This is a genomic window from Corallococcus sp. NCSPR001 (assembly GCF_017309135.1).
Classification (GTDB): domain Bacteria; phylum Myxococcota; class Myxococcia; order Myxococcales; family Myxococcaceae; genus Corallococcus.
In genome coordinates this window covers 4,284,926-4,297,433 of the sequence record NZ_JAFIMS010000002.1, presented here as the reverse complement: position 1 = coordinate 4,297,433, position 12,508 = coordinate 4,284,926, and the positions used below count along the sequence as shown (strand labels likewise).

Below are 12,508 nucleotides of genomic sequence, written 5' to 3'. Positions count from 1 at the left end.
TTGGGACGGGTGAGGCGGCTACTGGCCCGGCAGGCAGGTGCTGGGCGGGGGAATCTGGGGCGTCGTCGAGGGCGTCTTGCTGTACATCTGGAGGCCGGCGAACGTCACGCTGCCCGGGGCCACGGGGAGGTCCAGCGGCGGGAGCACCCACGGGCGCCCTTCCGGGTCGCTCGTGGTGGTGTCCTTCGCGGTGTAGTGGACGACCGGCGGCGGCCCCATGGGCGGCTGCGGCAGCGGCGGGTGGACGACGGCGACGAGGCCCAGGGAGCTGAAGGGCGCCGGAGTCCCCCCGGGCGCCACCGGCGGGATGAAGAAGCCGCGCGTCGACTGCAGCCCCGCCAGCGGCGGCGGCAGCACGCCCGGCGGCGCCCACTCGATGTTCAGCACGCGGCCCGCGCTGGCCTCCACGGTGGTGTTCGCCGCCGGCACGCGGAAGACGGGGAAGCCCGGCCGGTACAGCCAGAACACCGTCACGCCACCGAAGCGGCCCGGGTTGAGCAGGTCCGCCACCGTGGTGGGCGTGCCCTCGAAGGATAGATACTTCGCGACCGCCTCCAGGATGCCCTTGTCGCTCATCTGCAGGGCCTCCAGGCCCACGCAGGCGCTGTGCGCGGGCACCACCGGCCGCACCGTCAGCGTGGGCACGTAGGTGCCCGCCGGCACGGGCTGCAGCGTCAGCATCGGCGGCGGCAGCGGCATCACGGCGTTGTTGGCCAGCGCGGCCTGCGGCCCACCCAGCGACAGCACCAGGTATGGCGCGCCCCGGCGCGTGGGCACCTTGTCCAGGGTCCAGACGCCGTTGGCGTCCGACGGCGCGACCACGCCGCTCTCCGCGAGCACCTGGCCCGTGCCGCTGTCCACGAGGGAGATGGCCGCGTTCTGCACCACCGCGCGTTGCAGGAGCGGGCTGAACTCCGCGTACAGCGGCGGCAGCTGGCACTGCTCGGGCGTTGGCGCGCAGCCGGCCAGGTTGAAGAAGTAGGCCTCCGGGTCCACGGTGAAGCCGTTCAGCCGGGAGGTGAGGCCCTCCGGCTCGCGGTTCTCATACGTGGGGCGCGGCGTGAAGGTCGACACCGCGGGGTTGTTGGAGGAGTCCTGGCAGCCGGCGTTCAGCAGGGCCGCGCCGAGGAGCGTTCCGACGAAGAGAGCTCTTTGCATGGCGGGTGGCTTCCCCTACTTCGCGGGGAGGATGTGGCTGGCGGGGAGCTGATCGCCGCCGTGGCAGGTCTGCGCGCAGTTGCCGAACCGGCTGGGCGTGCCGCGCTGGTTGAAGGCGATCTGGAAGAACTCGTCCCCGTGCTGGGAGATGTGGCACGAGCCGCACAGCGCCAGGCTGGGCCGCTCCGTGCTCTTGCGCGTCAGGTGGCACACGGTGCAGTCCGCGCGGTTCGCCGGGTAGCTGGGCGAGTTCATGTGGATGCGGTGCACCATCTCCTGCGTGCGGCCCACCGTGTCCGTGTCGTAGTGGTGGCAGACCTTGCAGCTCTCGATGTGGTCCACCGACAGGCCGTGGCGCAGGTTGTCCAGCGACAGCACGCCGCGGTGGCAGATCTGGCAGTTGCCCACGTTGCCCGGGTACGTCGTCGGCTCGTCCTGGCCCACCTGGAAGAAGAAGGGGTTCAGCTTGGCGACGCGCTCGCCCAGGGCCGCGCGGTTGAACTTCACCAGCGCCACGTAGGTGCCCGGCTTCGCGTTCGCGGGCAGCGTGAACGTCTGGCGGGTGGGCCACTTGTAGTCGATGAGGCCCGGCGTCAGCCCCGTGAGCGTGGCGTCATCCAGGAACGCGAACGGGAACGGCCGGGCGAAGAACTCGGGCGTGTCGCTGGGGTTGCCCAGCACCTTCAGGTCCTGGATGGGGCCGGCGATGGCCACGTTGGAGATGGAGTCGTTCTCCGTGATGGTCGTGATGACGTTGGGGACGAAGGTCTGGATGCCGTTGGACTGGCCACCGATGATTTCGCGCGCGCTGGGCAAGAGGTCGCGCGAGTGCAGGTGCGCGCCCGCGCTGTCGCGCAGGTCCACGTAGACGCTCACGTCCTCGCCGGGCTTGTAGAAGCTGCCCTCCTTCGGAGGTGAGAACACCAGCCGCGAGTCCAGGCCCGGGCTGCACTGCACCGCGTTGCCGGCGTCGTCCGTGCAGGTGGAGGGACGGTCATCCGGGACGATGTACGTGACGGGGAAGAAGAACGGCTTGTCCGGCAGCTGGCTCCAGGTGGCCTTGAGCGCGCCGGGACCCGACAGGCGCGGCACGCGCAGCACCTTGAAGGGGTTGGTGCTGCCCACCCAGTCCACGCGCGCGATGGTGCGCGTGACGGCGCTCTGGTCCAGGCCGCCCGTGAAGCCCGTCACCGTGCCGGGGTCCTTGTCACCGGGGAAGCGCGGCGGCTTCAGGTTCTCCGACCGCCAGGAGAAGCGGCTGTGGCCCGCGTAGGGCGAGGACGCCAGGAGCTCCGAGCGCAGGTACGTCTGGCTCGCGCGCGAGGTGCCCGTCTCGTCCAGCACCTCCACGGTGATGGTGTCGTCCTTCACCTTCTGCCAGTTCGCGTTGCCGAAATGCACCTCGCGGGTCCAGCAGTCCTCCACCGCGCCCGCGAGGCTGTAGAAGCTCCACTCGTCCGGGCCCTGGTTGACGTTGGTCCAGTCCAGCCCGGAGAAGACGGACTGGTTCTTGATCCACGCCAGCGCGGCGGTCTGGTCGGTGGGGTTGTTGTGCTGGTTGACCACGGTCTCCGACACGGAGAACTGGTTCAGGAAGTACTGGGTGTCCGACAGGATCTGCAGCGTCCCGGTGGGAGGCGACAGCGTCAGCGGGTTCTGCCCCAGCGGCGTGATGCACATGTCCGGGTAGTTCACCGGGGCGTCGTTGTGCATCAACGGCACGCCGTTCTTCGCCACCATCTGCCCGTTGGGCAGGAAGGCGCAGCCGTTGATGTACTGGAGGCTCAGGCGGACCGCGCCGGAGTTGAGGCCCTGGTACGGGTCGAACCGCTTGGCGCCGCGGCCCGTCGTGGAGCCCTCGTCATCAGTGACCTTGAGGAGGTTGCAGGACAGCAGGGGCACCAGCAGGGCGCACCACGCGCTCTTCAGCAGGATTGAGCGGTTCATGGAAGACGAGGCCGGAGGGAGTCGGGGGGAGGAAAGGGAGCAGGTATCCTCACGCGCTGGCCCACGCGACCCACCGTTCCCGACGCCACCATCGCTCCGCCACGCGGAGACGGTGAGGCCCGGGAAGGGTTGGGAGGAGAACACCTCATCGGTTCAAACTGACCACATTATGAGAGTCCGCGCAATTCGCGGACTTCAGATCGCGTGAGGGACATGGGCCCCGCGGGCGGGTGACTCAGGGCGTCGGATGGCTCGGTTACAGGCTGAGGCCGGTGGACAGGAGCACGGCGAACACCAGCCCCAGCCCCGCGGTGCGCCCCAGGTGCGGGTTGAGCGCGCCGCCGTCCTCGCGCCAGATGGCGCGGATCTGCACCGCCGCGAGCGGCAGGCCCGCCAGCGTGAAGAGCCACGCGCGCGGATGCGCGGGCGACAGCGCCCAGGCGAGCACTGGCAGCGCGAACGCCCCGGCCACCGCGAGCGTGTACTCCCACTGGCCGAAGCGGCGGCCGAAGCGCACCACCAGCGTGCGCTTGCCGGCGAGCACATCCGTCTCGCGGTCGCGCAGGTTGTTCACCGCGAGGATGCCCGCGGCGATGAGCCCCATGGACAGGCCCGCGAGCACCACGTCGCCGGAGAGGTGATGGGTGAGCACGCCGTAGCTGCCGGTGACCCCCAGCAGGCCGGAGATGAGCAGCACCAGCAGGTCCCCCAGGCCCATGTAGCCCAGCGGCACGGGGCCCGCCGAATAGAGGACCGCGCCCGCCAGGCACACCGCGCCCCCCACGAGCACGGGCCAGCCCCCCGCCTGCGTCAGCAGCAGCACCGCGAGCGCGGCGCCGGTGAAGGCCAGGGCCGCGGCGGCCGCCACCTCGCGCGACGTGAGCCAGCCCTTCTGCGTGACGCGCGCGGGCCCCAGCCGGGCAGCGGTGTCCGCGCCGCGCTCGAAGTCCGAGTAGTCGTTCACCAGGTTGCTGACGATCTGCGCCAGCATAAAGCCCACCAGGAAGGTCAGCGCCGGCACCGGCCGCCAGCCCCCCTCCACATGGGCGAAGGCCCACCCCACCAGCGTGGGCGCGATGGACGCGGTGAGCGTCTTGGGACGTAGCGCGACCCACCAGATGCGGGCGAGCGAGGGCCTGGCTTCTTCGACCGCGACAGTCGACGACGGGAGACTCGGAGTGGCCATGGATGTCCGGGGGAGGGCTGCAGGCGCACGGTAAAGCTACAGGCCCGAGGACCGCAAGAGGACCCAATGAATCACATCGGATCTCCTCATGTATCACCTGTTACATGTCTCCACGCTCCGTAGCAGACGCAGTGTGTCGACAGTGCGCCCGGCCTCGGCGTGACACAAAGGCAGACGTCAGGCCGCCTCCGGTGAATTCATGAACAATCAGAAATACGAGCCATCCCCGCCCGCCCGATGGTAAAAGGCGGCCATGAACCCGACCTCCCTTCCCGCCTCCCCTCCCCTCTCGCGCCGGAGCGCCCTGACGCTCCTGAGCGCGTTCGTGCTCGCGCTCGCCGGCTGCCATCCGGTGCTCTCCATCGAGGATGCGCGCTCGCGCTCCAACGGCTCGGAGGTGACGGTGGAGGGCTCGGTCACCGTGGCTCCCGGCACGTTCGCCTCCGCCATGGGCGATGAGGGCTTCGCCATCCAGGACGACACCGGCGGCATCTACGTGAAGCTGGAGCAGAAGCTGTCCTTCGGCCTGGGCGCCCGCGTGCGCGTCACCGGCACGCTGGACGAGCAGAACATGCTGCGCATCCTCAAGAGCGCGCCCGAGGACGTGGACCTGAAGTCGGGCACGGAGCAGGTGTCGCCCCAGGAGGTCACCACCGGCGGCGTGAACGAGTCCGTGGAGGGCGAGCTCATCCGCGTGAGCGGCGCCATCACCCAGGCGTTCCAGGACGACTCGCCCTACGGCTACAAGCTCTACATCGACGACGGCAGCGGCGAGGTGCAGGTGTTCGTCCACGTCTCCGCCGGCTTCGACAAGGCCGCGCTCCAGGCCCTCACCGTGGGCCAGCGCATCGCCGTGGTGGGGCTGGCCGCGCAGTACGAGACGACCTACGAGGTGGCGCCCCGCATGCCGGGCGACCTCTCGGTGCAGAACGCCGCGCCCTGACAGCAGGCAGGCGCCCCTGGGTATGTAGCACCCCATGCGCCAGACGCAGGGTCCGCGGGCCGTTGGCTTTCGTGCAGCGCTCCGGGTGTGTGCCTGGGAGCGGATGCACGAAAGCCAACGCGAGCCTGGCAAGCGGACAGGCGGGCAGGTTCCAAGCTCACCGGCAGTGCCAATCCATCCGGGTCCCTGGCGGACGAACGAGGGCTGGCATGGACGGACTTCGAGGAACAGCAGCGGTCGTGCTCGCGTGCGCGGGCCTGTGGGCCCCGGGCACCGCGTGGGCACAGGCACCGGACGAGGACGAGTCTGGCGACGTGATGTCGGAGGAGAAGCTGGAGGCCCTGCTCGACACGCCCACGGCGCAGCCCTCGCAGGACGAGGTGACGGCGGAGGCCTTCGGGCCGGAGCGGCTTTCCTCCTACTTCGCGGAAGGCCTGCTGGCGAAGGCGAAGGCGGAGTTCGACCGCGGCCGGTACAAGTCCGCGCGGGCGCTGCTCACGACGGAGTCTCCCGCTTCCCTCCCCGGCCGCTTCCTCCAGGCGCAGAGCGCGTTCCTCGCGCGCGACTTCACGAACGCCGCCGCGGAGTTCACCGCGCTCGCGGAGGACTACGTCCCCTTGCGCGACCACTGCCTGATGAAGGCCGCGCAGGCGCATGAACGGCTGCGCAAGCCGCTGCGCGCGGCGGAGCAGTATGGCCAGGTCAGCCCCAGCTCCCCGCTCTATCCAGAGGCCCGCTTCACCATGGCGCGCGTGCTCAAGCGCCAGCTGAAGATCCCGGAGGCGCTGGCGGCGCTCCAGGAGTTCATCGACAACCGGCAGGCCCGCGGACCGGACGCGCTGCGGATGAAGGCGCTGCTCGCGTACTGCGACCTGGCGCGCGCCGCGGGGCAGTACAACGCCGAGCACCGCGCGCTGCTGGAGGTCTGGGCCACCGCGCCCCTGTCACCGGAGGCGGACCGCGCGAAGGCCCTCCTGCGCGACCTACCCCTGCCCATGAAGTGGCGCGTGCGCCGCGCGGAGGCGCTGGTAGAGGTGCACCAGAACGTCGCGGCCATGAACATGCTGGCCCGCTCGGGGCCCCGCACGGAGCTGCCGGACGAGCTGGCCTGCCGCGCCCAGCTCACCCTGGGCCGCGCGCTGCGCAAGGAGCGTCAGCACCGCCGCGCCATCCAGGTGCTGGAGCCGGTGGCGCGCGAGTGCCAGTCTCCCGAGCAGCGGCCGCAGGCGCTCTACCTGCTGGCCTATTCGCAGTCCGTGGTGCAGCCGGAAGCGGCGGTGGAGACGTACGCCACGCTGGCCCACGACTACCCGGAGCACGGCTACGCGGACGACGCGCTGTTCTTCGAGGCCTGGACGCAGCAGCGCCTGGGCCGCGCGGACGAAGCGCTGGAGAACTACGAAGCGCTGGCGAAGCGCTACCCCGCCGGCAACTTCGCCGCCGAGGCCCTCTTCCGCGCCTACTGGCTGCACCTGCGCAAGGGCGAGACGCAGCAGGGACTGGCTTCGCTCATGTCGGTGGAGCAGCTGCCGGAGGCCGCGCGCACCGATGACGCCCTCTGGCGTGCGCGCTACTGGCAGGCCCGGACCCAGGAGAACGCGGGCGCGGTGGACGCGGCGCTCGCGCGCTACGAGCTCATCGCCACCGAGCGGCCCACGGCCTGGTACGGGCTGTTGTCCCGCACGCGGCTGGCGCAGCACGCGCCGGAGCGGCTGGCGCGGTTGACGGAGAGCGCCGCGCAACCGGCCGTGGCAAAGAGCGTGAACACCGCCGCGCCGGCTGGCGACGAGGTCTGGCCCCTGCCCCCGGGCCCGCTCCAGAAGGATGCGCGCTTCGCGGCGGGCGTGGAGCTCTTGCGCCTGGGACAGCCGGGCGTGGTGGAGGAGCTGCTCGCGGTGGACACGCGCGGCCTCGCGGAGGCGCCCGCGCGGCTGCTGTACCAGACCATGCGCCGCACCGGCCGGGGCCGGGCCACGCGGCAGGTGGCTCGCGTGACGCTGCGCCAGGAGGCCGCGGGCCCCTTGAGCGCCGCGTCCCGTCCGGTGTGGGAGGCGACGTGGCCGCTCGCGTTCCGGCCGCTCATCCAGAGCTACTCGAAGGCCGCGCGCGTGGACCCGGACCTCTTGCAGGGCCTCATCCGCGAGGAGAGCCGGTTCAACCCGCGTGCCCGCTCGTCCACCGGCGCGCTGGGGCTCGCGCAGCTCATGCCCACGACGGCGCAGGCGGTGGCGGACTCGCTCAAGCTGGCGTCGTTCGAGATGTCGTCGCTGCTCCAGCCCGCGCCGAACATCCGGCTGGGGGCGGCGTACCTGGGCTCGCTGCTCAAGCACTTCAACGGCAACCCCGCCTACGCGGTGGCCGCCTACAACGCGGGCCCCAACGCGGTGGAGCGCTGGCGCAAGGCCCTGCCCGACGCGGAGCTGGACGAGTGGGTGGAGCACATCGCCTTCGACGAGACCCGCGACTACGTGAAGCGCGTGCTCAGCAGCTACAGCGCCTACAAGCTGCTCTACGCCAACGAAGTGCCCGCCTCCTTCGCGCCGGCCCGCAAGGCCCCGCTGGAGGCCGTGCGCCCGCCCGCGATGAGCCCCGCCACGGGCGTGGGCGGCAGCGGCCGGAACGTGGCGACGCCCACGTCCTCCGTCTCCGGAAGACGCTAGCGGCTCACGCCGGACGGGAAGCGCATCCCCGTCCGGCGCGGTCGGTCCTGACTACTTCACGCCCGTGGGCTGGGTGATGGACTCGGAGCGGATGGTGTACTGGCCGGCGATGGCGTTCGTGTCGATGCCCGTGAAGTGACGGTACGGGTACGCGCCATCCGCGATGGTCTCGATGAACTCCACCGAGTCACCGGTGATGGCCTTGCCGTCGATGTTCACGGTGAAGGTGTTCTTCTCCGAATCCAGGCGCCACACGCACGCGCCCACGTTCGTCTCCGCGGAGCCGGTGGACAGCCCGTCGATGTCGAAGTCGTTCAGGAAGTGGTGGTTCATCTCCGCCCAGCGGAGGAAGTCCCGCCAGTTGGTGAAGGTGATCATCAGCCCGGCCGGCTGGGGGCTGGAGCCCTGGAGCACGCCGCCCCGGTAGATGTTCATCCGGTACGCGGAGCCGCCCGGCGAGCCCGTGAAGGTGGGCAGCATGTTGACCGTGTTCGCCTCGCGGCCCGGCGTCACCTTCAGCGTGCTGACGACCTGGTCGCCATCACGCGCGGCCAGCTGGTAGCCGCCCTGCGCCCCCAGGCTCACCGCCACGCGCTGCTCCCACTTCACGGCCTGCGTGAAGCTGCTGGAGATGCCGTCCTTCTGGGTCGTGAGGTTGGACACCGCCAGCCCGTCCGCGACGGAGTCCAGCCTCGCGCGGCCCAGCGCGCAGCTGGTGATGCCGTCGAACTTCTTCACGCACTGGGACGCCGCGGCCTCCTGCGCGCCGAGCGAGCCGGAGGCCTGGCCGTCGTCGGCACCGCCCGCGCAACCCGTGATGCTCAGCAGCATGGAAGCCAGCAGGGAACCCGTGATCTTCAGATGCATTCACGACCTCATGGAGTGGGGTGGACTGCCCGCGGCCCTACTGCACCGTCCACGCCAACACCTGGAGTCCGTCTGTTTCACTCGTGACATTCATTGATTGAGAAAACGGAGTAGCGCCGAAAGTCACATGAAACATGCGATTTGTAGCAAGTCCGGTCTCACACGGAGCGTCAGGACGTCACACGCGCGGGCACGGTCCTGAAACGGGGATTCACGGGATGCTCCGGACGCGGGCGGAACTTTGCCGTGACGCACAACTCCGCGGGGGGTTCGACGGATAATCTGGGGAGCGCGGTTCCTCCCCCCGGACACCCCACCATGGCCTCGAAGATCAACGACAGCTCGCGTCCCCTCACCTCCGTCTCGCGGCTGTCCTCGCAGGACGCCCGGACGACGGAGACGAAGTCCCGGAACCGCCCCCTCGCCTTCAAGGACGGCTTCGAGTCCGCGAGCGGCACGAAGCCCGCGCCCGGCCAGCTGCCGCGGCTGCCCGCGCCGCCGCCGATCCTGGGGCTGCCCGCGCCCACCACCCCGACTCCGGCACCGGCGCCGACGCCCGTGCCGCCGGAGGCGCCCACCGAGCCGCCCGCGCTGGCCGACTCGGATCCGATGACGCACATCGAGTACCTGGCCTCGGACGCGCTGCAGGGACGTGACAGCCCCTCCGCGGGCCTGGACGCCGCCTCCGTCTACGTGCAGGCCCACGCGGAGAAGTACGGGCTCGTGGGCCCCAACATCAACAACCCGGAGAACCCCTTCCAGCAGAAGTTCAAGGTCTACTCGTGGCTGGGCGCGGACAAGGCGGGCGAGGCGGCGGGCGCGGCCCACGCGGGGCATGCCGGGCACAAGCAGTTCGGCCACACGATGTTCCAGGAGGGCTTCTACCTGGACGAGAAGATGCCCAAGGACACGCTGAAGAAGCTCAATCAGCAGTACGAGCAGACGATGAAGGCGGCGGGCCAGTCGGTGGTGCCGGCGCGCGCGGGCAAGCAGCGCAGCGTGGAGGAGCTCCAGCAGGTGGCCACGGCCACGGGCCAGGCGGTGAACACCATGGCCATGCTGCCCGGCACCGGGCCGCACAAGGACGAGGTCATCGTGGTGATGGCCCACCTGGACCACGTGGGCGTGGACCGCAAGGGCAACGCGTACAACGGCGCGGACGACAACGCGTCCGGCAGCGCGGTGCTGATGGCGGCGGTGCCGGAGCTGGCGGAGGCCGCGAAGAACGGCAAGCTGGACCGCTCCGTGCTCTTCATCTGGACGGGCGCGGAGGAGAAGGGCCTGGTGGGCTCGCAGTACTTCGTGGACCACCCCATCCCCGGCCTGGAGCTGAAGGACATCGCCGGCGTCATCAACACGGACATGGTGGGCCGCTGGGATGATCAGCGCCTGTCCGTGGTGGACACCAACACCAAGGGCCAGCCCAACTACTTCCGCGACGTGGTGGACCAGGCGAACCAGCAGCTGGCGGATCCGTTCGACCGCATCAACCGCGACATCAACGTCTACCGCGACCGGCAGGACGGCGCGTCCTTCGGACGCAAGGGAGAGGACGTGCTCTTCCTCTTCGAGGGCCTGTCCAACCCCGAGGGCGGCGGCGACCTCATCCCCGAGTACCACCGGCAGGATGACGACATCGAGAAGATCATCGAGGACAACGGCGGCAACAAGCCCCGCCGCGTGAAGGACCTGCTCCTCAACGTCATCAACATCGCGGCGAACCGCACGACGGAGACGCCGGAGCCGAAGAAGTAGCGCCGCGCCTCTCTTCCGCCGGAAGGAGCGCTTCCGGCGGAAGAGGCCCCGCTTCAGGCCGCCAGCTTCTCGCTGCTCGGGGCCACGGTCGCGCCGGAGAGCGCGGCGACCTCGTGGTCGCTCAGCACGAGCTTCTCTTCAGAGCCGCGCCAGACGAACGGGATGCCCGGCTGACGGTACAGGTTCGCGGGGATCTCCTGCGCCAGTTGCGCGTGCAGCTCCGGCAACTTGGACCAGTGCAGGCCGTGCCGCGTGTGATGCGCGGTGTGGTAGCCCAGGTTGCCCGTCATCAGGTTGTAGCCCTTGTGGAGGATGTTGTACGAGGCCTCCGAGTGGTTGGCCGTCTCCAGGCCCACGTGGTGGAAGTACGTGGCCCAGGTCGTCACGTAGAGCGACGCCATCATGGGCAGCAGGAACACGAAGAGCGCGTTGTAGGGGTTCACCCAGAACAGGCCCGCCAGCAGCACCACCTGGAGCGCGGCCATCCACACGAACGTGCGCAGCGCCTTGGGGTGGTGCTTCCTGCCCACCTGGAACGCGCGCGGGTACGCGGTCAGCGCCGTGCCCAGCGAGTACTCCACCTCGCCCATCGTGGAGCCGTCATCCCGCTTCCAGCGCGACTCGTCCTGCGACTGGTCCAGGTAGTTCTTGTGGTGGCCCAGCACGTGGTGGAGGAACCACGCCTGCGACGTCACGCCCGTCTGGAAGCCGAAGACGATCTCCAGGAGGCGGTTGGGCAGCGCGTGCTTGAAGAAGGACAGGTGCTGGTGGTGGTGGTTCCACGAGCAGATCCACCCCTTGGGGATGATGCCCAGCCCGAACCACAGCACCGGCACCCACCAGCTGCGCGCCGTGAGGAACACCGTCATGTCGAGCGCGAAGACGCCAAGGAACATCAGGACCGGGATGCGATCTTCAGGGTGCCGGAACAGGGTCATGCGCCTTCCGTACAAGGGGGCCAGGAGAAAAATGCCTCTTTTCCAACTGTAGGCTGTCAGCCCCCACGCCGAACAGCCCACCCTCGCCTGCCTGCACGTTCCACACTGACGGTAAACAACGTAGTCACGTTGAACTTGTCTTTCTATATTTCCAAGAATCGCAGTCCTGCTTTGTGATAAACGCCGACCCAGCCCTTTTGGACCACCCTGGAGGCGGCAATGCGGAACCAGACCATCGAGGCGGCACTGGCGAAGAACCCCCACCGAGAGCAGCTGATCAAGCACCGGTTCTTCGAAGTGGTGGATGAGAAGGCCTTCAGCCGCGACCAGGCGGAGCTCGTCCTGGGTCAGTGGTGGCACCCCCTGCACTACTTCCCCACGTTCCTGGGCAAGCTCATCGCCGTCTGTCCGCAGATGGAGATGAAGACCGCCGTGACGCACATCCTCAACCAGGAGGTGGGCGAGGGAGACCCGGCGAGGGCGCACGAGCGCTTCTTCATCCAGACGATGACGGACGCGGGCTTCACCCGGGCGGGCGTGTCCGAGGCGGACATGACGCCCGCGACGCGCCGGCTCATCGACGGTTACCAGCGCTCCACGGACAGCCACCTCACCGGCCTGGGCTTCCTCTACGGCACGGAGGTGGCGGACCTCACCATGGTTGCCAAGCTGGGCAAGCTGGTGCGCCGCACCACGGGCCTCAAGGCCCTGCCCTGGGTGGACATCCACGTGAAGCAGGAGCCGGACCACGTGGAGACCGCCGGGCACACGGTGGGCCTCCAGTACACGGACGAGGAGCTGGCCACCATCACCCGCGGCGCGGAGGAGATGTGGCAGTTGTGGGTGGGATTCTTCGAGGAGCTGCGCAACCGCGTCGTCTGAGCGGCCGCTCGCGTCAAGCGCAACCCCCCGGAATCCGTACGTTTTCGTACGGAACACTGGCGAATCTCTCCAGGTAGGGTAGTCACTCCCGCGTCACGGGAGTGTCACCCCCTAGAGGCGCCACCCCCTCCCGCGGCGGATAGCTCCTGTCCCTCCAGGCGCCGAGGGAGAT

9 protein-coding genes are annotated in these 12,508 nt (G+C 69.5%); 4 read left to right on the top strand and 5 right to left on the bottom strand.

Annotated elements, in window-relative coordinates; genetic code table 11:
- Positions 1 to 18: 18 nt before the first annotated feature.
- From JYJ93_RS19470 to menA, 3 genes are all read right to left on the bottom strand, one after another.
- Positions 19 to 1,158 (bottom strand): hypothetical protein, encoded by a 1,140-nt coding sequence (locus JYJ93_RS19470; RefSeq protein ID WP_206793435.1) that lies wholly within the window; start codon positions 1,156 to 1,158, stop codon positions 19 to 21.
- Positions 1,159 to 1,173: 15 nt separating this feature from the next.
- The gene (locus JYJ93_RS19465; protein WP_206793434.1) at positions 1,174 to 3,105 is read right to left on the bottom strand and encodes a hypothetical protein; all 1,932 of its coding nucleotides are present in this window, start codon (positions 3,103 to 3,105) and stop codon (positions 1,174 to 1,176) included.
- A gap of 256 nt (positions 3,106 to 3,361) precedes the next feature.
- Positions 3,362 to 4,291, bottom strand: coding sequence for a 1,4-dihydroxy-2-naphthoate octaprenyltransferase (gene menA, locus JYJ93_RS19460; RefSeq protein ID WP_206793432.1), 930 nt, complete (start codon positions 4,289 to 4,291; stop codon positions 3,362 to 3,364).
- Between the two features lie 253 nt (positions 4,292 to 4,544).
- Between menA and JYJ93_RS19455 the strand changes: the two genes are divergently transcribed.
- Both JYJ93_RS19455 and JYJ93_RS19450 read left to right on the top strand, forming a co-directional pair.
- Positions 4,545 to 5,234 carry a DNA-binding protein gene (locus tag JYJ93_RS19455; RefSeq protein ID WP_206793430.1) on the top strand — a complete coding sequence of 230 codons (690 nt, stop codon included), beginning with the start codon at positions 4,545 to 4,547 and terminating at the stop codon, positions 5,232 to 5,234.
- 209 nt (positions 5,235 to 5,443) lie between these two features.
- A complete protein-coding gene (locus JYJ93_RS19450; protein ID WP_206793428.1) occupies positions 5,444 to 7,894 on the top strand; it encodes a transglycosylase SLT domain-containing protein in 2,451 nt (816 codons plus the stop codon).
- Between the two features lie 51 nt (positions 7,895 to 7,945).
- Here JYJ93_RS19450 and JYJ93_RS19445 read toward each other — a convergent pair whose 3' ends face one another.
- A complete protein-coding gene (locus JYJ93_RS19445) occupies positions 7,946 to 8,761 on the bottom strand; it encodes a hypothetical protein (RefSeq protein WP_206793426.1) in 816 nt (271 codons plus the stop codon).
- 318 nt (positions 8,762 to 9,079) lie between these two features.
- Between JYJ93_RS19445 and JYJ93_RS19440 the strand changes: the two genes are divergently transcribed.
- Positions 9,080 to 10,516 carry a M28 family peptidase gene (locus tag JYJ93_RS19440; protein ID WP_206793425.1) on the top strand — a complete coding sequence of 479 codons (1,437 nt, stop codon included), beginning with the start codon at positions 9,080 to 9,082 and terminating at the stop codon, positions 10,514 to 10,516.
- Between the two features lie 53 nt (positions 10,517 to 10,569).
- Here the strand turns inward: JYJ93_RS19440 and JYJ93_RS19435 are convergent, their stop codons facing one another.
- Positions 10,570 to 11,454 (bottom strand): fatty acid desaturase, encoded by an 885-nt coding sequence (locus JYJ93_RS19435; protein WP_206793422.1) that lies wholly within the window; start codon positions 11,452 to 11,454, stop codon positions 10,570 to 10,572.
- A gap of 219 nt (positions 11,455 to 11,673) precedes the next feature.
- Here JYJ93_RS19435 and JYJ93_RS19430 point away from each other — a divergent pair, with 219 nt between their 5' ends.
- On the top strand, positions 11,674 to 12,336 hold the full coding sequence (locus tag JYJ93_RS19430; RefSeq protein ID WP_206793420.1) for an iron-containing redox enzyme family protein: 663 nt from the start codon (positions 11,674 to 11,676) through the stop codon (positions 12,334 to 12,336).
- The last annotated feature ends 172 nt before the right edge of the window (positions 12,337 to 12,508 follow it).